The following is a 22,243-nucleotide window of genomic DNA, read 5'->3' on the forward strand; positions in this document are numbered from 1 at the left end:
GGGCCTCGTCGACGTTGATATCGCTGATGGTCATATCACCGCATAGGTGTGCCGAATGATGCTGTGCACTATGCCAGAAAAATCAGCTGGTTGGCGATACCCCATCCGCAGCCACCTGAATAGTTACGTTAATTTTTTCGCACAGCAAAAGTAAATTTTCCACGACTTCTAAAATGCGAATTTGCTCATTTAATGGGGGTAACGCGATAGCAAGCTGGTTTATTTTATCCCTAGAAACATTTTTCATCGAGTGGCTTGTTCCACCAGCAACACTTGAGTAATACTCTCTGGCATAAGCACTATTGTTGAATATGTTGATATATGGTGGATAAATCTTTTTTGATAATACCACTCTTATTATTTTATCACTCAGCATTAGCTTTTCTGGGGAGGTTGTTGGCACGATGACCGAGCGAGCAACGAGGTCTGCTGTATTGGCTCTGGATATCAAGAAGTCACTGGGCCTGACTTCGAGCTCTTTCCTCGGCGACAAGCTGTCCGGTAACCCTTTATTTTCATTGGGATTAAACTTCCCCCATGAAACAGCGCTAACCTTCAATACGCCCCAGCCATCTTCACTACGAGGCGCGCTGTTACATTGAGGGCTCCAGCCGGACTCTGAGTACAGCGTGAGGCTTTCTAGCCTACACCATTCCCAATTTTTTGGGATGTCGAAAGGTATAGTTTCCTCCTGCATTTTCGGGGTCACTTTCGACTTCTTGATCTTTCTTTCCTTGATAAGCCTTGTCTTTTCCTCAGCGATCTTCTCCAGCAACACGCTGGCGGGTTCGTCGTTCGGGTCCTGCTCCACCAACCTCCCCATGACTGCTAGCTGAAGGATGGCTTGCTTGAGCTTGTCTATGCTGGCTTCTGTGGTGAAGAGGGTGTCGAAATGCTCGGCCAAGCGGGCCCAGTTCTCGGCCACTTCCGCGGCATCGGCAGAGCAGGTGAGGGCGTCGAGGAGGGTGTCGACCAGCACCTCATGGGCTTCCAGCTGATCGCCGACCTGCTGCTCCAGCCGGTCGCAGAGGGCCATGAGCTCGTCGACTTTTTTGACGATGCGATGTTGCTCGCTTTCTCCTGGGAAAGGAATTAAGAATTTGCTGAAATCGGCGCCTGATAAGTTAGGCTGGGCTGTTCCATTGTCATATCGCCTTATCATGAGCTCTGATATGGGCGCCTTAAGATAAAGCTCGGTGTAATTGACGAGAAGTGAAAGATATGGGCGGGCTATGATTAGAGATGATGCGACTGCACCCCTTTCGATATTCCTTACCACTCCGAACTTTCCAAGAGAACCCCGAAGACAGAAGAGAATATCTCCATCTCGGAATTTTCCACTGCGAAGAAGGTTGAACTTTTCTTCTGTGATAAAAGTCAGCTCACTGGTATTTATCGAGTGGTTTTGCAAGTGCCCTGCGTTGACAAATGGGACCCCCGTTTCCACAAGGGATGACTTGTTTGGATAGTTTTTACTCCTGTCTCCGTTCTCCAGTTCGCAAAGGTCACCAAGCCGTACCCATTCCCAGCTATCAGGCAGTTCAAACGGCCTATCTTCCTCGGTAATCTCCGGCAGCTTCTTCGGCTTCTTGATCTTCCCTTCCTTGACTAGCCGGTCCTTCTCCTCGGCGATGCGTTCCAGCAGCACGCTGGCGGGCTCGTCGTCGGGATCCTGCTCCACCAGCTTGCCGCGCACGGCGAGCTCCAGGATCAGCTCGCGAAGCTTCTTGATGCCGGTAAGGTCGATCTTCCCGTTGCGACCGCGTCCGGCGGTGCTCTTGTGGGTCACGGCACCGGTCCAGAGATCGAGGTGCTCGGTGATCAGCTCTCGCGCGCTCATGGCTGCTCCTCTTGTTGCTGCTTCTGTTGCTGCTGCTGGGAGGCATGGCCCAGGGCGTCGCCGAGGATCTCCTTGAGCTGGTCGCGCAGCTCCTGGATCTCGGCCTGCTGCTGGGCGTATTGCGCCAGCAGCTCGTCCGGGTCGTGGCTGACCTGCTCGCCCTGGTAGGGGTTCTTGATATCCAGGTTGTAATGGCGCGCCTTGATCTCCTCGATGGGTACCCGCCAGGCCTGGTGGGTCTCCTCCCGGGTAGCAAAGCCGTCACTCTCGTTACCCCACCAGTCGATCTCGGCCTGGAACTCCTCGACCATCATGGGGCGGGTCTTGCTGTAGTTCTTCACGCCCTCGGGGTAGGGGTGCTCGTAGTACCACACCGCCTCGGTGGGCCGGCCCTTGGTGAAGAACAGCAGGTTGGTCTTGATGCCTGTGTAGGGATTGAACACCCCGTTGGGCAGCCGGACGATGGTGTGCAGGTTGCACTCGCTGAGCAGCTTCTCCTTGAGGCGGGTCTTCATGCCCTCGCCGAACAGGAAGCCGTCGGGCAGCACCACGGCGGCGCGGCCGCCCTCCTTGAGCAGGTGGATGAACAGCGTCATGAAGAGGTCGGCGGTCTCGCGAGTGCGGAAGGCCTGGGGGAAGTTGGTCTCGATGCCATCCTCCTCCATGCCGCCGAAGGGCGGGTTGGCGACGATGACATCCACCCGTTCCTTGGGGCCCCAGCTGATCAGCGGGCGCGCCAGGGTGTTGTCATGCTTGACCTGGTCGGGCACCTCGATGCCGTGAAGGATCAGGTTGGTGGTGGCCAGCAGGTGGGGCAGCGGCTTCTTCTCCACCCCGTGGATGGTGCGCTGCAGGGTCTGCTCGTCCTGCGGCGTCGTCACGTAGTGCTTGCGCTTGTGATCGATGGTGCAGGTGAGGAAGCCACCGGTGCCGCAGGCCGGGTCCATCACGCTCTCGTCGAGCTTGGGATCGACCCGGTCCACCATGAAGCGGGTCACCGCCCGCGGGGTGTAGAACTCGCCGGCGTTGCCGGCGCTCTGCAGGTCCTTGAGGATCTGCTCGTACATGTCGCCCAGCTCGTGGCGTTCGCTGGCCTTGTTGAAGTTCACGCCGTCCTGCAGCTTGTTGATGACCTGACGCATCAGCTGGCCGGACTTCATGTAGTTGTAGGCGTCCTCGAAGACGTTGCGTATCACCACGCCGCGATAGTCGTCGCCACGGGCCTGGAGCTGCTGCAGGCCCGGGAAGAGCATGGTGTCGACGAACTCCTTGAGCTCGTCGCCGGTCATGCCCTCGGGGTCGGCGGCCCAGTGCCGCCAGCGCAGCGGCTCGGGGATCGGTGAGCGGTAGTCCTCGTTGAACATCTCCCACTCCTGCTCCCGGTCGTCGAAGATCTTCAGGAACAGCATCCAGACCAGCTGGCCGATGCGCTGGGCGTCGCCGTCCACGCCGACGTCCTTGCGCATGATGTCCTGGATGGACTTGATGGTGGTGGAGATGCTCATGGGCGAGTGGCTTCCTTGGTATTCGTGACGGATGCAGGCTCATCCACAGGGGAGGGCCGGCATCGGGTTGTGGATAGGCGTCGGGCGACAGGATAGCGATCAGCCGCCGGACTGGTAGAGGGCGTCTTCGAGTTCGTGGACCGCGCGGGTATAGCCGGGCTTGCCGCCGAAGGCCTGGACCAGCTCCATGGGGGCGCCGATCTCGCTGAAGGGCGCCAGGGTGAGCACCTTGGGGTCCTCGATGGGCCCGATGCCGGCATCGGCATACTTGTCGACCAGCGATTCCAGCACCTGGCGCGCCTGGCCTTCGTAGCGGGTGAAGATATCGCGCTTCCTCACCTGCGCGGCACGCTCGCGGCGGGTCAGGGCGGGGCGGTCGAAGGCGATGTGGCAGATCACGTCGAAGGGGTCGGGCTCGTCGCCGAGCTTGTCGCCAAGCTCCCTGGTCAGGTCCTCCCAGAAGATGCCGCTCTCCTCCAGCTCCTCGAGGATCGCCTGCTTGCGCTCGGCATCCTGCCAGCGACGCAGGAAGTCATCCAGTGAAGCGAACTGCTCCTTCACCTTCTTGCGGGTGTAGTCACGGAGGCTCTCGGTGATCAGCTTGCCGTCCGGGCCCAGGTACTGCACCCGCTCGGCCACCACGCTGACCTCCACATCATCGACCACGTACTTCACCCGCTTGCCGGCATTCTCGTCTTCGGCAAGGCCGGCAGCGGTGAAGGGATCGTCGCTCTGCCAGCTCTCGCCGGGCTCGATCTCGTACTCGCCTTCCGCTTCGGCGACCTCATCGGCTGGCTCGTCGTCGGTGGTCTCGTCATCCGGCACGATGGAGGCGTCGTCACCCTTGGGCTCATAGACCTTGACCGGCTCGCCGTCGAAGTCGGGATCGGCGAACAGCTCGGTGGCCTTCTTGAAGTCGAGGATGGTGAACCAGTGCTTGTGGTAGTCGTCGTTGATGCGGGTGCCGCGGCCGATGATCTGCTTGAACTCGGTCATCGACTGGATGCGCTGGTCGAGCACGATCAACTTGCAGGTCTGGGCGTCGACGCCGGTGGTCATCAGCTTGCTGGTGGTAGCGATGACCGGATAGCGCGCCTCCGGGTTGATGAAGTTGTCGAGCTCGGCCTTGCCTTCATTCTCGTCGCCGGTGATGCGCATCACGTACTTACGGTTCTCGGCGACCCGCTTGGGGTTCATGTTCACCAGCGCCTGGCGCATGCGCTCGGCGTGGTCGATGTCCTCGCAGAAGACGATGGTCTTCTGGTAGGGGTCGCTGTTCTCCAGGAACTCCGTGATCCTGCGGGCCACCAGCTCGGTGCGCTTCTTGAGCACCAGGTGCCTGTCGAAGTCCTTCTGGTTGTAGATGCGGTCCTCGATCTCCTGGCCGAGGGCGTCGAGCTGCCCCTTGCTCGGCCGCCAGCCCTGCAGGTCACGGTCGATATCGACCCGAACCACCTTGTAGGGGGCGAGGAAGCCATCCTCGATGCCCTGCTTGAGCGAGTAGGTGTAGACCGGCTCGCCGAAGTAGTCGATGTTGGAGACTTCCTTCGTCTCCTTGGGTGTGGCGGTCAGGCCGATATGGGTGGCTGCGGAGAAGTACTCGAGGATCGCGCGCCAGGCGGAGTCCACGGCGGCGCTGCCGCGGTGGCATTCGTCGATCACCACCAGGTCGAAGAAGTCCGGCGAGAACTGCTTGTAGATGTTCTTCTCGTCCTCGCTGCCGGTCACCGCCTGGTAGAGCGACAGGTAGATCTCGTAGGACGGGTCCACCGTGCGGTTGGTGACCTTGGTCATCGCCTGGCCGAACGGCTTGAAATCGTTGTTCTTGGTCTGGTCGACCAGGATATTGCGGTCGGCGAGGAAGAGGATGCGTTTCTTCTGCTTGGCCTTCCATAGCCGCCAGATGATCTGGAAGGCGGTGAAGGTCTTGCCGGTGCCGGTGGCCATCACCAGCAGGATACGGTCCTGGCCGCGGGCCACCGCTTCCACGGTGCGGTTGATGGCTACTGTCTGGTAGTAGCGCGGGGTGCGCCCGCTGCCGTCATCGAAGAAGGGTTGCTCCACCACCGGGCGTGCGGCCGGGCCGATGCCCTTGTACTGGCAGTAACGCTCCCAGAGCAGCTCAGGCGAAGGGAAATCGTCGAGGCCGAGGGTGGTCTCGGTTTGCCCGCCCAGCCCGGTGCGGTCGTGGAACAGGAAGCCGTCGCCGTTGCTTGAGAACACGAAGGGCACGTCCAGAGCATCGCTGTACGCCAGGCCCTGCTGCATGCCATCGCCGAGGCCGTGCTTGTTGTCCTTGGCCTCGATCACCGCGATGGGCTGGTTCTTCTGGTAGCTCAGCAGGTAGTCGGCGCGGCGCCGCTTGCCGCGGGTGTGCAGCCGCCCGCGCACGATGATGCGGCCATTGGTGAACGACACCTCCTCGCGCACCTGGGTCTGGATATCCCAGCCGGCGCGTTCCAGCGCCGGGGTGATGAACTTCGTGCAGATATCCCGTTCGCTGAGGGCCTTCTTGTCCATGGCAGCATCCTGCTCGTCGATGGAGGGGGCAGCGTTTAGTTACCAAAGCTTACGCTACCCGAGCAGGCTAAGCATCCTGTGGACCCGGCGGCATCACCACCCACTCGGGCTCCTTGAATTCGCCGATCACGCGGATCTCGCAGAAGGGGGCGGCGCTCCTGATGATCTCCTTCACCCTTGGCGCCGGCTGGGCCTCCATGGCGTCACGGCTTTGCTTGCTGTCCCAGTGGGCGATGGCGATAAGGGTGGCGGGGTCGTCGATCTTGCGGTGCAGCTCGGTGCCCCGTGCACCCGGCGCCTGCTGGATCAACTCGCTGGCGCGGACCCAGGCGTCGGCGTAGTCCTCGGCGGTGTAGCCGTCGCGGATATGCACTTCGAAGATGTACTTCATGGCTTTCTCCTGTCGGCAGTGAATCGGGCGTCACGGCGCGAGGGCGACGATCTCCCACATTGATTCCCTGTGTGGGCAGGGTGTTGGCGCTATGACACCCATCTGCATCAATAAAACTTTAGTTTAATGCTGGTACCTTGGCCGTGTCGCTTCGGTTGAGGACCAGTGTCCTGTGAGGCCCTCGACCTGGCGACTCCTTTCAATGCTCACAGGGGAAGCGCTCATGTCCCAAACTCACGAAGGCGCCTCGGACCTGCGGCTGGTTCCCGCGCTGGTGGCTATCGTGGTCGGCCTGGTGGTGTGGCTACTGCCCCAGCCTGCCGAAGTCTCCGATCAGGGATGGCTGATGCTGGCCATGTTCATCGGCACGATCGCCGCCATCATCGGCAAGGCGATGCCGATCGGTGCGCTCTCGATCGTCGCCATCGCGATGGTTGCGGCGTCGGGCGTCACCAGCGACCAGCCGGGCACGGCGATCCGCGATGCGCTGGGCAGCTTCACCAGCCCGCTGATCTGGCTGATTGCCGTGGCCATCATGATATCCCGCAGCCTGATCAAGACCGGCCTGGGATCGCGTATCGGCTACTATTTCATCTCGGTATTCGGCAAGCGCACGCTCGGCATCGGCTATGCCCTGGCGCTTTCCGAGCTGACGATCGCCCCGGTCACACCCAGCAATACCGCGCGTGGGGGCGGGATCATGCACCCCATCATGCAGTCGATCGCCCACAGCTTCGGTTCGACCCCCGAGAACGGGAATACCGGCAAGATCGGCAAGTACCTGGCACTGGTCAACTACCACAGCAACCCCATTACCTCGGCGATGTTCGTGACCGCCACGGCCCCCAACCCGCTGACCGTCAAGCTGATTGCCGAAGCTACCGGTGCCGCGATTACGCTGAGCTGGACCACCTGGGCGCTGGCCATGCTGCTGCCGGGCCTGGCGGCGATCGCGCTGATGCCGCTGGTGCTCTACCTGCTCTATCCCCCCGAGATCAAGAAGACCGAAGACGCGGCGAGCTTTGCCCGCCAGCAGCTCTCCGATCTGGGCCGCATGCAGCGAGATGAGAAGATCACTCTGGGTGTGTTCGTGATGCTGCTGCTGCTGTGGGCAGGGGTGCCGGCCTGGCTGCTGGGTGATGCCTTTGCGTTGCATTCGGCCACGGCCGCGCTGATCGGCCTCGCCGTTCTGCTGCTGACCGGGGTGCTGACCTGGAAGGACGTGCTGAACGAAAAGAGTGCCTGGGACACCCTGGTGTGGTTCGGTGCCTTGGTGATGATGGCCTCGCAGCTTAATCAGCTTGGTGTGGTGGCCTGGTTCTCCTCCACTATCGAGGGCCTGATTACCCAGACCGGCGTGGGCTGGCTTGGCGCGAGCTCCTTGCTGATCCTGGTATTTCTCTACTCTCACTACTTCTTCGCCAGTACCACGGCGCATATCACGGCGATGATGGGAGCCTTTCTGGCCGTGGGTCTGGCCATGGGGGCGCCGGCGATGCCGTTCGTGCTGAGCATGGCAGCGGCCTCCTCGATCATGATGACCCTGACCCACTACGCCACGGGCACCTCCCCGGTCATCTTCGGTTCGGGCTATGTACCGCTCGGTGAGTGGTGGCGGGCCGGCTTCATCATGAGCGTGGTCAACCTGCTGGTCTGGGTCGTGGTGGGCGGTCTATGGTGGAAGCTGCTCGGTTACTGGTAAAGGATGCTCCACGATGTCGCAGGTTCCCCTGCTGATCGCCATCGCCGCCCTGGCCGGGGCGGCATTTTCCGGTTACGGCGTATGGCGGCGCCGTGCGGTCAGCGCCTGGCCCCGGGCCATGGCCGAGGTGATTGCCACCGAGGTCATCGAGCGCCGTCAGCACTCCCAGCGGCGTGAGCACTTCGAGCAGCAGGCGCGCTTCCTGCCGCGGGTGGAAGTGCGCTTCGAGGTGGCGGACGAGCCGGTCGTCACCGATAACCGCCGCTTCGATGCGCCGCCCTCCTTCACGGAGCGTGAGGCGGCGGAGGCCTGGCTGCGGGACTACCCGACTGGCAAGACGCTGGAGGTTCGCTACGATCCGCACGACCCGAAACTCGCCCAGTTCGGCCCGTCGCGCATCCCCACCCGGCGCATCGGCCTGACGCTGTTCCTGTTGGCGATGGCGGGGTTTGCCCTGTTTATCTACCTGCAGGGGTAGTTACTGAATTTCCTTGTTAAGCCATTGATGATTCTGCGCGAAGCCGGCAGCATGGCGGCCTTTTGCGTGGAGGATTCATGCGCCGCTATCTGCTGGCCGGGCTGCTGGCCCTCGCTCCCCTGGTGGCCCAGGGGGATGTCATCGTGGGCAGCTGGAACATCAAGCACCTGGGGTGGAACAACGACAAGGCGGTGGGGCAGGTGGCCCATGTGGCCGACCACTTCGACCTGCTGGCCATCCAGGAGCTGATGGACCCGGAGGCCCTCGAGGCGCTGGAGCGGGAGCTGGAGGCGCTCTCCGGCGAGGCGTGGTCCTCCATGGCCAGCCATGCCCTGGGGCGCAGCTCCTACGAGGAGCACTACGGCTTCCTGTGGCGCGAGAGCGAGGTGGCCTACGAGGATGGCGCAGTGGTGTTCATCGACCATGGCGACGTCTTCTCCCGCGAGCCCTACTCGGCGCGCTTCCGCGATGTAGAGAACGATACGCTCTTCACCGCGGCCACGGTGCATGTGGTCTATGGCGATAGCGTCGGCGACCGCCTGCCGGAAATTGCGGCCCTGGCCGACTACTGGCAGTGGCTCGGCGAGGTGCATGCCGATACCCCGCGCCTGCTGATGGGCGACTTCAACCTGGCACCGGACCATGCCGGCTGGGCGCCCCTGCGCGAGCAGGGCGCGGTGGCGGCTGTGACCGAGGGCGCCTCCACCCTGGCGACCACGGCGGGCCGCTATGCCAACCTCTACGACAACCTGTGGTACGACGCCGAACGCCTCGCGCCGGACGATCAGGGTGTGCTGCGCTTCCCCGAACTGCTGCCGATGGCCCACCAGGAGGCCCGCGCGCGCGTATCGGATCATGTGCCGGTGTATGTGGCGCTGAACGGGGCGACGCTGGAGCGCCGGGCCGCCGATGGGGGTGAGCTGATGGCCAGCCGGGGTGGGCCGGGTTGCATCGACCTCAACGCCAGCGGCGTCGACCGCCTGGCCGAGCTGCCCCATGTGGGGCCGGCACGCGCCGAGGCCATCATCTCGGGCCGGCCGTGGCGGGCACCGGGCGAGCTGACGCGTATCTCCGGCATCGGCGAGGGGCGTCTGGAAGCGATCCGCGGCAGCGGCCTGCTGTGTGGCGGCTGATACCACCGTTCGGGCGTAGTTTGATCTGTCTCGGCTCGCTCTCCCGTGGCAACGTCTATCCTGACCGGGAAGGAGTACCGTAAATCCATATTTACCCAACCGCAGGAGGCCGACCATGTCATATGCCATGTCGAAACGCCCACTTATCCACTGCTGCCGTCGTGGCCGGACCGCGATCATTGTTGCCGGGGTGGCGGCAGGGCTTGGGCTGAGTGCCGCGAGTCTCGCGGCGGAGCCGGTCAGGCCCAACCTGACCCCCAAGCTGCAGGGGTTGCTCAAGAAGGAGATGATCCAGGTCGAGCTGGCCATGCACGAGGTCTACAGCGCCATCATTCAGGGGCGCCACGACGTGGTGGCCGAGAAGGGGCAGGCGATCCACGACAGTTTCATCCTCTCGCAATCGCTGACCGACGAGGACCGCCAGGACCTGAAGAACGCCGTGCCGGCGGAGTTCCTGGAGATGGATGGCTATCTGCACGAACTCTCGGCGTCCCTGGCCGAGGCCGGCGATGCCGAGGACACCGCGCGACAGGTGGAGCTGTATGCGCAGATGACCGAGTCCTGCGTGGCGTGTCACAGCGCCTATGTGACCGATCGCTTCGAGGGGCTCGAGGGTGCCGATGTCCCGGACGACTGGGGAACGGCTCCCGCCGAGCAGGAGGGTGACTCGGAAGGTTGACCTGTATGGGGTTTTGCTTCAGAACAGGCTGATATCTCGGCCCGGTGGCGTGATGGCTGCCGGGCCGTTCTGTCTGATCAGCAAGGAGTCTTGAGCGATGCCCCTTTCCCCTTTCGAGCGGACCCTGGCCGCGCTGGATGCGCTGCATGCCCAGGATCCGCGCCTTGCCAGCGTGGAGGGCGAGAGCGTACCTCATGAGCTGTGGCATGCCGGGCGCATGAGTGCCTGGCTGGAGCGGCTGCACGAGCACCCCGATGAGCTGGTCCAGCTGGCGGTGCGTGGCCAGCACCTGCAGCGCTGGGAGCTGTCGCGCAGCGAGTATCCCGAGGGCCGCGTGGGCTACCTGACCTGGCGGCGCGACCAGGGGCAGCGCGCCGGCGAGACCACTGCACGGCTGATGCGCGAGGCGGGCTATGACGACGAGGACGCCGAAGCGGTATCGCGGATGATCCGCAAGCAGGGGTTAGGGCGAGAGGCAGGCACCCAGGCGGTGGAGGATTGCGCCTGTCTGGTGTTTCTGGAGAACTACTTTGCCGACTTCTCCAGGCAGATCGACCATGACCATCTGATCCGCATCGTGCAGATGACCTGGAAGAAGATGTCGCCGCGGGCCCACGAGCTGGCGCTGGCACTGCCGATGACCGACCAGGCCCGGGCCTTGGTGGAGGAGGCGCTGGCGGGATAGCCATGCCGTGACCGGTCAGCCGATACGTCGACGGGCGAGCCATCGAGGATGGCTCGCCCGTCGTGCGTTCGGGGCCGAGAATTGTGGGCCGATCTGTTGGCGAGGCGTTACTCGGCCAGGGTCTGGGCGGCCTCGAGGTAGGCGGCGCCGTGGGTGCGCACGCGCTCCTGCTCCAGGGTCTCGGAGCCCAGGTGCACCTCCTCGAGGTCCACGGCCATGGTGTCGAGCTCCTCGTCGATCTTCGCCAGGGCATTCTCGAGGGTATAGGTGAGCTCGTGGATGGTGCCGAGGTCGGCGTTGCTGAGTTCGTCCTGGGCCAGCAGTTCGGCGAGCTGGCGGTTGGTCTCGGTGAAGTGGCTGACCGCCTGCTCCAGGCTCTCGGCGCTCTTGCCCTCGAAGTGGTCGGCGCGCTCATGGTCGTCGGCGTTGGCGGCGGTGGAGCCCAGCAGGCCGAAGCACATGGCGGTGAACAGCAGCTTCTTCATATGATGTCCTCGCTGTCGATGAGAATCATTTACAGCGAGAACTCTAGCGCCCGGACTTGTTAATGACAAGTATTATTGTTTGCTCTTGAGAGTTATTTGACCTCCGTCACAGTTCGTATCAGCCCGCCGGCAGCGTCAGGACCAGGCTGTCTTCGGCTTCACAGGGCTTGCCATGGCGGAGGGTCAGGCGCCGTTCGGAGAGGTTCATCACCACGCCGAACAGTGTCTCCATGCGCTCCTCGGCGGGCTGGTCAGGATTGAAGTGACGACAGATCGACAGCGGGTGGCCGTCGTGGTCGCCGAGGATCTCGAACAGCCGCGCCTCGTCCACCGGGGCGTCCTTCGGGAACTTGCCGAGCAGGGCGTCGAGCCTGGCCAGGCGCGGGCGGGAGTCGGGACGCGGAAAGTCCTCCACCTGGCAGGTCACGGCGGCGTCGTAGAGGTGGTTGGTGTGGGTCACCGCGCCGCCCCGCGGCGTGAGCACGCCGGGCTCGCCGGGGTGCACCTCCAGGCCCATGGCCTGGCCATCCGCACTCGCGACCAGGAAGTGTGCCGGCGAGCAGACGCGGTCCTGCTCCGCTACCGTCAGGGTGCCGGCCAGGTCGGGGCTCTCGAGGATCCGGCGCAGCGCGACGTGGATCGGCAGCCCCTCTCCGCAGGTTTGCGAGCGGATGGCGTTGAGGCAGACGCCGATGCCGTGGGCATTCATGCCGATCTTGGCCACCATGCCCGCCTCGCCGATGCTGACCAGCGGGGCGATGTCATCGCCCTCGATGTGCAGTGCCACCACATTGTCGAGCTGGTCGGCACGCCAGTCCCAGTTCTGCGCCAGCCACTGGCTCCCCCCGCGCTGCAGTGCGAAGGCGGAACAGCCGCCGCTGGCCTGGGTCAGCGAGATTTCGCTGCGGCAGTTGAGGGTGAGGATGTCGGCGGTGTCGACCCCGGCGCCCTCGGCGATGCCGGCCATCTCCTCGAGGATGGCGGGGAAGCGCTCCTCGATCATGGCGCCGAAGCGCTCGGCCTCACGGCGTGCCTGGCCCCAGTCGAGGCCGACGAAGTCCTGGAAGAGGCGGTCGTAGACGGCGATGCTGGCGCGGATCGGAGCGGCATGGGCGCGGCCGTGCCCCAGGCCGATGTCGCGCCGGCTGCCGGTGAGATAAGTCAGTTGCATGGTGACCTCCGTGTGGTGTCCTTTCAGATCACTCTAGCACGCAGGCAGTGTGGGGCCGGCAGGACGCCGGCCCCGGCGAGTCAGCTCTTGTGCGGGGCGTTGTAGATGCTCTCGTCGAGCTCGCCTTCGCTCTTGCCGACCAGGGTGGTGACCATCAGGTCACCGGCGACGTTCACGCTGGTGCGGGCCATGTCGAGGATGCGGTCGATGCCGGCGATCACCGCGATCGCCTCCAGCGGCAGGCCGATCTGGGCCATGACGATGGAGAGCATCACCAGGCCGGCGCCGGGCACGCCGGCGGTGCCGATGGAGGCCAGGGTGCCGGTGACGATGATCATGCCGTAGTCCATCAGGCTGAGGTCGACGCCGAGCAGCTGGGCGATGAACACCGCGACCACGCCCTGGTAGATGGCGGTGCCGTCCATGTTGATGGTGGCACCCACCGGCAGCACGAAGCCGGAGACGCCCTCCGAGACGCCCAGGTTATTCTGGGCGCAGCGGATGGAGACCGGCAGGGTGCCCGAGGAGGAGGCGGAGGAGTAGGCCACGACGAGAGCGTCGAGGATGCCCTGCAGGTAGCGCAGCGGGTTGAGCTTGCCGATCAGCGCGAGCATGCCGGAGTAGACCACCAGCACGTGCAGGATGCTGGCGAGGTAGGCGACACCGATCACCTTGGCCAGCGGCAGCAGCACCTCGAGGCCGTAGCTGCCGGCGACATGGGCGATCAGGCCGAATACGCCGAACGGGGCGAAGGCCATGACGATGCCGGTGAGCTTGTACATCGCCTCGGCGAAGCTCTCGAACACGCGTACCACCGGTTCACCCTTCTCGCCGATCAGGGTCAGCGAAATGCCCAGGCCGATGGCGAAGACGATGATCTGCAGGATATTGCCGCTGGCCAGGGCGTCGACGGGGTTCTGGGGCACCAGGCCGACGATGATGTCAATCAGGCTGGGGGCCTCCTTGGCCTCGACGCCGGACTCGAAGCTCATCTCCAGGCCCACACCCGGCTGGAAGATCCAGGAGGCGAGCAGGCCGATGCTGATGGCGAAGGCAGTGGTGATCAGGTAGAGGCCGATGGTGCGCGCGCCGATGCGGCCCATCTTCTGCGGGTCGCGCATGGCAGTGATGCCGACCACCAGGGTCGAGAACACCAGCGGCACGATCAGCATCTTGATGGCGCTGATGAAGATATCGCCGATGGGCTTGAAGATGCTGGCGCTCTCGCCCATCAGGGCGCCGGCCAGCACACCGAGGATCAGGCCGGCCAGGATCTTCTGCCATAGCGGAATGCGGCGCCAGAGGTTGCCCTCGGCGCTTTGCGGAGACTGGGTCATGACATGGCTCCTTGCTGCATAAGTGCGATTTTATGGTGGGTTTGTTGCGCAGAGCGGCGATTCTACAGAAAGAAACTTTGCCATTCCCGAAAAAATGCCTCCCCGCGCGGTTCGCAGGGAGGCATTTCAGGTTTGGTGCGTAGGGGGAAGAGAGGGGCCGGCTCGGGAAGACGCCGAATCAGGACGAGGGCGTCAGCACCTCATCGAGCAGGTCCAGGAAGGCACTCCAGGAGTGTTCATCGGCACGTTTCTGGTAGGCATCGCTGCCGAACACGGTGAAGGCGTGGGGCGCGCCGGAGTAGACCTCGATCTGGTAGGTGGTGCCGGCGCTTTCGAGCTCCTTGCCCAGGGTGGCGACATCGTCCAGGGAGATCGAGGCGTCGGCCCCGCCGTGGGCGATCAGGAGGGGGCCGGCGTCTTCGGACCAGCTCTGCCCCTCGGGGGTGGCCAGGCCGCCGTGGAAGCTGGCGTAGCCGTGCATGTCGTCAGCCGCGCCGGAGCGGGCCATCTCCAGCACTACCGCACCGCCGAAGCAGTAGCCCATGATCACGGCATTACTCGCAGCGCCCTGGGCGCGAGCCTCTGCCAGGCCGGCCAGGGTGAGGGCACGCATGCGCTCGCGATCCTCGTAGAGGCGCGCGGTCTCGGCCTTCTTGGCCTCGGTCTCGGCCGGGCGATTGCCCTGGCCGTAGAGGTCGGCGGCGAAGGCGTCGTAGCCGAGGTCGGCGAGCATGTCGGCGCGGCGCCGCTCGTAGTCGTCGAGGCCGTCCCAGTCGTGGATGATCAGCACGCTGCCGCGGGACTCACCCTCGGCCCGGGAGAGATAGCCTTCGAAGGCTTCGCCGTCGACCTGGTAGGTGATCTCCTCGCCGGCGGGCTCGAAGGCGTGGGCACCGCCGGCGGCCAGTGCCAGGGCGAGGGCGGAGGGGATCAGGGAATAGCGAGTCGTCATGGGGAGCTCTCGTTGGTGGGGTTGCCCGGCTCAGTATAGGCGCCATGGCGGCGGCGTGAGCCCCCGAGCGTTGGCGAAGCCGACTTGAGTTTTTCCCTTTGCCCTTCCAGATTTAGGGGGTGTGTGATCCCAGCAACCAAGCGAGACGAACAACATGAAGAAGAGTCTAGTAGCGATGGCGGTCGCAGCCTCCACCCTGGCCGTGGGCGCGGCCCAGGCCGAGGTAAAGGTGGGCTTCCTGGGGGGCTTTACCGGCCCGATCGAGACGCTGACGCCGCCGGTCTACGATGCGGCGCAGCTGGCCATGCAGCACGTCAACGAGCAGGGCGGTGTGCTGGGCGGCGAGCAAGTCGCCATGCCCAGCGGCGATACCACCTGTTCCGACGCCTCGGCGGCCTCCAACGCCGCCGACCGCCTGGTCAACAGCGAGCAGGTCACGGCGATCGTCGGTGCGCTGTGCACCGGGGCGACCATCGCCGCGGCCAACAACGCCGCCATTCCCGGGGGCGTGGTGATGGTCTCGCCGGCCTCCACGGCACCGGCGGTGAGTGAACTCGACGACAACGACCTGGTGTTCCGTACCGTGCCCTCCGACGCCTTCCAGGGCGAGGCGCTGGCCAAGATGCTGCTGGAGAAGGGCATCGACGAGGTGGCGGTCACCTACGTGAACAACGATTACGGCCGTGGCCTGGCCGATGCCTTCGTGGCCACCTACGAGGCCGAGGGCGGCACGGTGGCCGAGAACCTGGCCCACGAGGACAACCGCGCCGACTACCGTTCCGAGCTGGGCACCCTCTCGGCGACCGGCGTGCCCGACCTGGTGGTGCTGGCCTATGGCGATACCTCCGGGCAGACGGTGGTGCGCCAGGCCTACGAGAGCGGCATGTTCACCCGCTATATCGGTGCCGACGGCATGGTGATCTCGGGCCTGCTCGATGGCGTGGGCGAGGAGGTGCTCAACGACAACTTCATCGCCACGCGCCCGGGCAACCCGGACAGCCCCGGCACCGAACGCTTCGTCGAGCTGGCCGAGGCGGGCGGCATCTCCCACGAGGCGGTGTTCGCGGGGCAGGGCTATGACGCCGCCTTCCTGCTGGCGCTGGCCATCGAGCAGAACGGCAGTGCCGATCGTGAGGGTCTCTCCGCGGCACTGCGCAGCGTCTCCTCCGCCCCGGGCGAGGTGATCCTGCCCGGCGAGTGGGAGAAGGCTCTGGAGCTGATCGCCGCCGGCGAGGAGATCAACTACGAGGGCGCCTCCGGCAGCCACGAGTTCGATGACAAGGGCGACGTCCCGGGCATCGTCGAGGAGATGGCGGTCGAGGGCGGCGAGTTCGTCAGCAAGGGCTTCCTGGATCAGTAAGCCCGAAACCGGCCCGTCAACGCAGAGGCCCCGGCGGATTCCCGCCGGGGCCTCTGTTTATGCTGCATTGTCGTTTGCTTACGGCTTACGGCTTACGGCTTACGGCTGGCGTCAGCCATGATGCTTGACCTTCTCGGGCAGCAGCCCCTTGGGCGCGAAGCGCAGCACCAGGGAGATCAGCAGGCCGATCACGAACACCCGGGCCTGGAGGGCGCGGCTGTCGAGGTTGGTGGGGGCGTCCCAGCCGAAGCTGCCCTCGCCGAAGGTGATCGCCAGCTCGAGTACCGCCAGCGCCAGGGGCTCGGACATCACCCAGATGATATACACCGCGAAGGCGCCGAAGATGGTGCCCAGGTTGTTGCCCGGGCCACCGAGGATCACCATCACCAACACCAGGAAGGTGTGGTTGAGGGGCAGGTAGCCCTGAGGGTCGAAGAGGCCGTTGAAGCTGCCCAGGGCGGCGCCGCCGATGCCCATCAGGATGCAGCCCAGCACGAAGATCTCCAGGCGCCGGCGGTTGATGTCCTTGCCCATGGCGGCGGCGGAGATCTCGTTGTCGCGGATGGCGCGAATCATGCGCCCCCAGGGAGCGTGGTAGGCGCGGGTGAGCAGCAAGAAGATCGCCACGATCATTACCGCAGTGACCGAGAAGTAGAGCGCCCGGGCCAGGGTGAAGCCCACCTCGCCGGGACCCGGCACCGGCCAGGGCAGCGGCGAGACGGTGGCGGTGCCGCGGGTCAGCCAGTCGGCGTTCTTGAGCACCGCCTTGATGATCTCGGCGATGCCCAGGGTGGCGATGGCCAGGTAGTCGCTGCGCAGGCCCAGGCACACCTTGCCGATGAAGTAGCCGATCATGCCGGCCAGCGCGCCGCCGACGATCCAGCCCAGCCAGGGCGGCAGGCCCAGCCCGCCGATATAGCCGAACTGCGATTCGATCTGCTCGGTGACAACGCCCAGGCGGGCCGAGACCAGCAGGTAGAAGAGCAGCGCCAGGGCCACTGCCAGGCCGGTACGCAGGCGCCGGGGCACGCCCAGGTGGTGCAGGCGGCTGGCGCCGACCACCACCATCACGCCGCCCAGGGCCATCAGCACCACCATGCCCAGTTCGCCCGAGAGGGGGCTTGCCCAGAACTCGCTGTTGACCGGCATGCTGAAGGCCATGGCGCTGTAACCGCCCAGCGCCACGAAGCCCATCACCCCGGCGTTGAACTGGCCGGCATAGCCCCACTGGATGGTCAGGCCCAGGGCCAGGATGGCGTAGCAGGCCGCCTCCACCAGCATGCGCGTGCTGTAGGCGGCGCCCATGGCGGCATAGACGCCGAGGATGGCGGCCATCAGGATGGCGAACAGCACCACCTCACGCAGCGGGAAGCGCGACGGGGCGGCGACCAGGTCCTCTCGATGCTCGTGTTGTCCTTGTTGCTGTTGTGTGCTCATCAGATCACCTTCCCCTTGAAGATGCCGGTGGGTCGCCACACCAGGATGGCGACCAGTAGGACGAAGGGCACCACGATCTTGTACTCCGTGCCGACGAAGGCGAGGTTATCGGCGCTGGCCAGCCACTCCGGCAGGCGGTCATGGAAGGGGCGCAGCAGCACACTCCAGTTGAACACCGCCAGGGTCTCGGCGAAGCCCACCACGAAGCCGCCGGCGATGGCACCGTAGGGGTGGCCCACGCCGCCGACGATGGCCGCGGCGAAGATCGGCAACAGCAGGAAGAAGCTGAGGTCGGGCTTGAAGGTGACGTCCAGCGACAGCAGGGTGCCGGCGATGGCAGCCAGGGCGCCGACGATCACCCAGGTCACGGCCACGATCAGGTTGGTGTTGATGCCCGAGGCGCGGGCCAGGTCGGGGTTGTCGGACATGGCGCGCATCGCCTTGCCCAGCCGCGAGCGCGACAGGAAGAGGTGCAGCCCCACCACGCAGACGATGGTCAGCACGAAGAGGATCACCTGGGGCTCGGTGACCACGATGGGGGCTCGGGCGCCCTCGAAGGGCAGGGCGAGGCGGAAGATCTCCTTGCGGTCGTCGACATAGAGGCTCTCGCCGCTGGTACCGGCGAACAGCCGGATCAGCCCCTGCAGCATCAGGGTCACGCCCAGCGAGGCGATCACCATGACGATGGGCTTCACGCCGTGGGCGCGCAGCGGCTTGTAGAACGTCTTGTCGATGCCCACCGCCAGGGCCGCGGTGAGCAGCATGGCCAGCGGCAGCATCACCACCGCTGTGGGCAGCCCCAGGGCGGCGCCGGCCCCCGGGAAGGCGGTGGTCAGCAGCAGCACCGTGAAGGCACCGAAGGTCATCATGTCGGCGTGGGCGAAGTGGGCGAAACGCATGATGCTGAACACCAGGGTGACGCCCACCGCACCGATGGCGTAGATCGAGCCGGTGACGCTGCCGGCGACGACCACGTAGTTGAAGAAGAAGACGAGTTCATTCACGAGGTTGGTTCTCCCTGCTCCGAGGCTCAGCCGCCCAGGAAGCTCCTGGCCACTTCCGGGTCCGCCAGCAGGGCGGCCCCGGTATCGGTGAAACGGTTCTGGCCGGCGGCCAGCACGAAGCCCTTGTCGGCGATGGCCAGCGCCTGCTTGGCGTTCTGCTCCACCATCAGGATGCCGACGCCGGCGGCGTTGACCTGCTTTACCTGCTCGAAGATCTCGTTCATGTAGAGCGGTGAGAGGCCGGCCGTAGGCTCGTCGAGCAGCAGCACGCTGGGCTCCGCCATCAGCGCGCGGCCCATGGCGACCATCTGGCGCTGGCCGCCGGAGAGCTCGCCGGCGGGCTGGTGGCGCTTGTCGTAGAGCGGCGGGAAGAAGTCGTAGATCTGCTTCAGCATGCGCTTGACGTTGCCCGGCTTGAGGAAGGCCCCCATCTGCAGGTTCTCCTTCACCGTCAGGCTCGGGAAGACGTTGTGCTCCTGGGGCACGAAGCCCATGCCCTGCTGCACCAGCCGGTGGGGCGGCAGGTTGTGGATGGGTTCGCCGCGCAGCAGGATCTCGCCCTGGGTAACCACAAGCAGGCCGAAGATGGCCTTGAGCATGGTGGACTTGCCGGCGCCGTTGGGACCGACGATGACGCCGATCTGGTCGGCCTCGAGGGTCATGTTCACCCCGTTGAGGATGTTCATGCCGCCGTAGCCGCCATAGACGTCGCGTGCTTCAAGCAGTGGCATCGTGAGTCGCTCCGAAGTAGGCCTCGATGACATCGGGGTTGTTCTGGATCTCCTCGATGGAGCCCTCGACCATCACGCTGCCCTGGGCGAGCACGATCACCGGATCGCAGAGCCGGGCGATCATGTCCATGTCGTGCTCGATGACCAGGAAGGTGTAGCCCATCTCGCGGTTGAGCCGCTCGATGTTCTCCACCAGGTCGCCGAGCAGGGTGCGGTTGACCCCGGCGGCGATCTCATCGAGCAGTACCACCCGGGCGTCGGTCATCATGGTGCGGCCGAGTTCGAGGAGCTTCTTCTGGCCCCCGGAGAGATTGCCGGCCAGCTCGTTGCGGACGTGATGCAGGCCGATGAAGTCGATCACCTCCAGTGCACGGCGACGTACCTCGGCCTCCTGGGTGCGTACCCGGCCGGGTTTCATCCAGGCGTTGAACAGGCTCTCGCCGGCCTGGGCCGGCGGCACCATCATCAGGTTCTCCAGCGCGGTCATGTGGGAGAACTCGTGGGCGATCTGGAAGGTGCGCAGCAGCCCCTTGTGGAACAGTTCGTTGGCGGGGCGGTTGGTGATCTCCTCGCCCTCGAGCAGCACCTGGCCGCTGTCCAGCGGCAGGGCGCCGGCGATGATGTTGAAGAGGGTCGACTTGCCGGCGCCATTGGGGCCGATCAGGCCGGTGATCGAGCCCGACTCCACCGAGAGCGAGCAGTCGTTGATCACCTTGAGGCCCCCGAAGGCCTTGTTGACGTGTTGCACGTCGATCATGGATGCCATGCGGAATGTCTCGTCGTTGTTTTTAATAAATCTTGTTTTTACTGATCTTGTTTTACTGACCTGCTGTATCGGCTTGTTGTCTCATGCCGTGGCGTCTGGTGTGCTGTCGAGCTGCCGCCCGGCAAGGGGCGGCGGCAGGGCTCACTGCTCCTGGCTGTCATCCATCAGGAAGGTGCGGCCGGCGGCAAAGGCGCCGACGATCACCACCGCGCCGATGGCCGGTATCAGGTAGCCATCCACCTGGGGGATGGCACGCAGGAACACGAAGGAGACCGCCGCCGGCGCGACGAAGCGAACCAGGAAGCGCCAGAGGGTGAACCAGGTCTCGTTGGTGCGCATCTCCTTCATGACCTCGGAGTGGGTCAGGGCCCAGCCGGCGAACAGCGCGATCAACAGGCCCCCCAGCGGCATGAAGATGTTGGTGAGCAGCTCGAAGAGGTCGAAGGCGCTTCGCCCGAACAGGCTGTGGAAGATGCTGGCCTCGGCCCACAGGTTGAAGCTGACCACGGTGAGCAGGCCAAGCGCCCAGGTGGCCACCACCATGGCGAATACCGCCTGGGGGCGAGTGAGATCGAAGCGCTCCACCAGGTAGGCCGCCACTGGCTCGATCAGCGATATGGAGGAGCTGATCGCCGCGCCCAGCACCAGGATGAAGAAGATGCCGCCGATCAGCGCGCCGCCAGGCATCTCGGCGAAGGCCAGCGGCAGGGTGACGAACATCAGCCCTGGGCCCTGGCCGGCATCGAGGCCGGCGCCGAACACCAGCGAGAAGATCGCCAGGCCGGCAACGATGGCCACGGCGGTGTCGACCATGGCGATGGCGATGGCGGTACGAGTCAGCGAGACCTCGCCGGACATGTAGGCGCCGTAAGCCATGATGGCGCCCATGCCGAGGCTCAGGGTGAAGAACGACTGGCCCATGGCCTCGAGCCAGCCGGCCAGGCTGAGGTCGGCGATATTGAAGGTGAACAGGAAGTCGGCCGCGGCGGCGAAGTCACCGTTGGTCACGCCATAGGCGAGCACCACCAGCAGGATCACGAAGAGTGCCGGCATGATCACCCGCAGGCCGCGTTCGATGCCCTGGTGGACACCGAGCCCGACGATCAGCCCCGAGGCAATGATGAACAGGGTGTGATAGAGGGTGAGCAGCGAGGGCGAGGCGAGCAGGGCGTCGAAGCCGGCGGCGATGGTCTCGGCGTTAGCCCCGGCCAGGGTGCCGGTGAGCATCTGCCAGGTGTAGTGGATGGCCCAGCCGGCGATCACCGAATAGAAGCTCAGTATCAGGAAGGCCGAGATACCCCCCAGCCAGCCGATGGTCTCCCAGCTGCGCGAGGTGTGATGGGTGCGTGTCAGGAAGCGCATGCCCATGATCGGGCTGCGTCGGCTGGCGCGGCCCAGCATGGTCTCGGCGATCAGGATCGGAATGCCCACGGCGAAGATGGTCAGGACGTAGACCAGGATGAAGGCCCCGCCGCCGTTCTCGCCGGCCAGGTAGGGGAAGCGCCACAGGTTCCCGAGCCCTACCGCAGAGCCGACCGCGGCCAGCAGGAAGGTGCCCTTGTGGGTCCAGACGTTGTGCGTGCTCATCGGTGCTCCCGCGACTCGAGTTCGTTGGCCTTGTGGGCCCAGCTCGCCACTTTGCGACAAAAGCCCGTCGGGAGCCAGTGGTGCGCGTTTACGCCGCGTTAACGTCCTGGGAGGACAGGCTGTCGACTAGTCATCCTCGCGCCTGTCGTTGGGGTCGCCGAGGATCGGCTCCAGCGCCCGGAATTCGTCGGGCAGGCGCACGGTGTCGCCCAGGGCGAGCTTGCCGTGGGACTTGAGCCGACGGCCGTTGTCCACGGAGATGATCGCCGCGACCTCGCCGATGCTGGTGCCCTCCACGTAGGCCTCCACCTTCACCCGCACCACGGCACCTTCATGGCGCGCCGAGAGGATATCACCGGGGCCAGGCTCGGAATGGCTGCTGTCGTCCTGCTGGAAGTGGCGCATCACGCTGTCGGCGCCGGGGTCGTCCCACTCCACGTGCTTGTGCATCTTGGCTCTCCTCTTGTGAAGGTCATGCTC

Annotated in this window: 20 protein-coding genes; 6 read left to right on the top strand and 14 right to left on the bottom strand. The window is 64.7% G+C overall.

Going from position 1 to position 22,243, the window contains the following annotated elements; translation table 11 throughout:
* Nucleotides 1–82: 82 nt before the first annotated feature.
* The 4 genes from LWH48_RS15380 to LWH48_RS15395 all read right to left on the bottom strand — a co-directional run bounded on the left by LWH48_RS15380 (nucleotide 83) and on the right by LWH48_RS15395 (nucleotide 6,256).
* Nucleotides 83–1,840 carry a restriction endonuclease subunit S gene (locus tag LWH48_RS15380; protein WP_232913234.1) on the bottom strand — a complete coding sequence of 586 codons (1,758 nt, stop codon included), beginning with the start codon at nucleotides 1,838–1,840 and terminating at the stop codon, nucleotides 83–85.
* Nucleotides 1,837–3,345 (bottom strand): type I restriction-modification system subunit M, encoded by a 1,509-nt coding sequence (locus tag LWH48_RS15385; protein WP_232913235.1) that lies wholly within the window; start codon nucleotides 3,343–3,345, stop codon nucleotides 1,837–1,839. Before LWH48_RS15385 ends, LWH48_RS15380 begins: the two co-directional genes overlap by 4 nt.
* A gap of 99 nt (nucleotides 3,346–3,444) precedes the next feature.
* The gene (gene hsdR / locus LWH48_RS15390; protein WP_232913236.1) at nucleotides 3,445–5,865 is read right to left on the bottom strand and encodes an EcoAI/FtnUII family type I restriction enzme subunit R; all 2,421 of its coding nucleotides are present in this window, start codon (nucleotides 5,863–5,865) and stop codon (nucleotides 3,445–3,447) included.
* Nucleotides 5,866–5,932: 67 nt separating this feature from the next.
* Nucleotides 5,933–6,256 (bottom strand): antibiotic biosynthesis monooxygenase family protein, encoded by a 324-nt coding sequence (locus LWH48_RS15395; RefSeq protein WP_232913237.1) that lies wholly within the window; start codon nucleotides 6,254–6,256, stop codon nucleotides 5,933–5,935.
* Between the two features lie 223 nt (nucleotides 6,257–6,479).
* Here LWH48_RS15395 and LWH48_RS15400 point away from each other — a divergent pair, with 223 nt between their 5' ends.
* The 5 genes from LWH48_RS15400 (at nucleotide 6,480) to LWH48_RS15420 (ending at nucleotide 10,933) form a co-directional block, all read left to right on the top strand.
* Nucleotides 6,480–7,958 carry a DASS family sodium-coupled anion symporter gene (locus tag LWH48_RS15400; RefSeq protein WP_232913238.1) on the top strand — a complete coding sequence of 493 codons (1,479 nt, stop codon included), beginning with the start codon at nucleotides 6,480–6,482 and terminating at the stop codon, nucleotides 7,956–7,958.
* A 13-nt stretch (nucleotides 7,959–7,971) separates the two neighbouring features.
* The gene (locus LWH48_RS15405) at nucleotides 7,972–8,436 is read left to right on the top strand and encodes a DUF3592 domain-containing protein (RefSeq protein ID WP_232913239.1); all 465 of its coding nucleotides are present in this window, start codon (nucleotides 7,972–7,974) and stop codon (nucleotides 8,434–8,436) included.
* A 77-nt stretch (nucleotides 8,437–8,513) separates the two neighbouring features.
* Nucleotides 8,514–9,569 carry an endonuclease/exonuclease/phosphatase family protein gene (locus LWH48_RS15410; RefSeq protein WP_232913240.1) on the top strand — a complete coding sequence of 352 codons (1,056 nt, stop codon included), beginning with the start codon at nucleotides 8,514–8,516 and terminating at the stop codon, nucleotides 9,567–9,569.
* Between the two features lie 115 nt (nucleotides 9,570–9,684).
* Nucleotides 9,685–10,248, top strand: a complete 564-nt coding sequence (locus LWH48_RS15415; protein WP_232913241.1) for a hypothetical protein — start codon at nucleotides 9,685–9,687, stop codon at nucleotides 10,246–10,248.
* Nucleotides 10,249–10,345: 97 nt separating this feature from the next.
* Nucleotides 10,346–10,933 (top strand): DUF4202 domain-containing protein, encoded by a 588-nt coding sequence (locus tag LWH48_RS15420; protein ID WP_232913242.1) that lies wholly within the window; start codon nucleotides 10,346–10,348, stop codon nucleotides 10,931–10,933.
* A 107-nt stretch (nucleotides 10,934–11,040) separates the two neighbouring features.
* Here the strand turns inward: LWH48_RS15420 and LWH48_RS15425 are convergent, their stop codons facing one another.
* The 4 genes from LWH48_RS15425 to LWH48_RS15440 all read right to left on the bottom strand — a co-directional run bounded on the left by LWH48_RS15425 (nucleotide 11,041) and on the right by LWH48_RS15440 (nucleotide 14,878).
* Entirely contained in the window at nucleotides 11,041–11,418 is a 378-nt protein-coding gene (locus LWH48_RS15425; protein WP_232913243.1) for a DUF6746 family protein, read from the bottom strand.
* Between the two features lie 118 nt (nucleotides 11,419–11,536).
* Complete coding sequence (locus LWH48_RS15430; RefSeq protein WP_232913244.1) at nucleotides 11,537–12,589, bottom strand: C45 family autoproteolytic acyltransferase/hydolase; 1,053 nt, start codon at nucleotides 12,587–12,589, stop codon at nucleotides 11,537–11,539.
* Between the two features lie 80 nt (nucleotides 12,590–12,669).
* Nucleotides 12,670–13,926, bottom strand: coding sequence for a dicarboxylate/amino acid:cation symporter (locus tag LWH48_RS15435; RefSeq protein WP_232913245.1), 1,257 nt, complete (start codon nucleotides 13,924–13,926; stop codon nucleotides 12,670–12,672).
* A gap of 178 nt (nucleotides 13,927–14,104) precedes the next feature.
* The gene (locus LWH48_RS15440) at nucleotides 14,105–14,878 is read right to left on the bottom strand and encodes a dienelactone hydrolase family protein (protein WP_232913246.1); all 774 of its coding nucleotides are present in this window, start codon (nucleotides 14,876–14,878) and stop codon (nucleotides 14,105–14,107) included.
* Nucleotides 14,879–15,032: 154 nt separating this feature from the next.
* Between LWH48_RS15440 and LWH48_RS15445 the strand changes: the two genes are divergently transcribed.
* A complete protein-coding gene (locus LWH48_RS15445; protein ID WP_232913247.1) occupies nucleotides 15,033–16,238 on the top strand; it encodes an ABC transporter substrate-binding protein in 1,206 nt (401 codons plus the stop codon).
* A gap of 111 nt (nucleotides 16,239–16,349) precedes the next feature.
* On the opposite strand, the gene LWH48_RS15450 is transcribed toward LWH48_RS15445, so the two are convergent.
* The 6 genes from LWH48_RS15450 to LWH48_RS15475 all read right to left on the bottom strand — a co-directional run bounded on the left by LWH48_RS15450 (nucleotide 16,350) and on the right by LWH48_RS15475 (nucleotide 22,213).
* On the bottom strand, nucleotides 16,350–17,675 hold the full coding sequence (locus LWH48_RS15450; RefSeq protein ID WP_232913248.1) for a branched-chain amino acid ABC transporter permease: 1,326 nt from the start codon (nucleotides 17,673–17,675) through the stop codon (nucleotides 16,350–16,352).
* The gene (locus tag LWH48_RS15455) at nucleotides 17,675–18,679 is read right to left on the bottom strand and encodes a branched-chain amino acid ABC transporter permease (protein ID WP_161431577.1); all 1,005 of its coding nucleotides are present in this window, start codon (nucleotides 18,677–18,679) and stop codon (nucleotides 17,675–17,677) included. Before LWH48_RS15455 ends, LWH48_RS15450 begins: the two co-directional genes overlap by 1 nt.
* 26 nt (nucleotides 18,680–18,705) lie before the next feature.
* Entirely contained in the window at nucleotides 18,706–19,410 is a 705-nt protein-coding gene (locus LWH48_RS15460) for an ABC transporter ATP-binding protein (protein WP_161431576.1), read from the bottom strand.
* Nucleotides 19,397–20,176 (bottom strand): ABC transporter ATP-binding protein, encoded by a 780-nt coding sequence (locus LWH48_RS15465; RefSeq protein WP_232913249.1) that lies wholly within the window; start codon nucleotides 20,174–20,176, stop codon nucleotides 19,397–19,399. The genes LWH48_RS15460 and LWH48_RS15465 overlap by 14 nt, the downstream gene beginning before the upstream one ends.
* Nucleotides 20,177–20,317: 141 nt before the next feature.
* Nucleotides 20,318–21,763, bottom strand: coding sequence for a sodium-dependent transporter (locus LWH48_RS15470; RefSeq protein ID WP_232913250.1), 1,446 nt, complete (start codon nucleotides 21,761–21,763; stop codon nucleotides 20,318–20,320).
* A gap of 126 nt (nucleotides 21,764–21,889) precedes the next feature.
* On the bottom strand, nucleotides 21,890–22,213 hold the full coding sequence (locus tag LWH48_RS15475) for a hypothetical protein (protein ID WP_161431573.1): 324 nt from the start codon (nucleotides 22,211–22,213) through the stop codon (nucleotides 21,890–21,892).
* Between the last annotated feature and the right edge of the window lie 30 nt (nucleotides 22,214–22,243).

The sequence above is a fragment of the Halomonas sp. G15 genome, assembly GCF_021282295.1.
GTDB classification, from domain to species: domain Bacteria; phylum Pseudomonadota; class Gammaproteobacteria; order Pseudomonadales; family Halomonadaceae; genus Halomonas; species Halomonas alimentaria.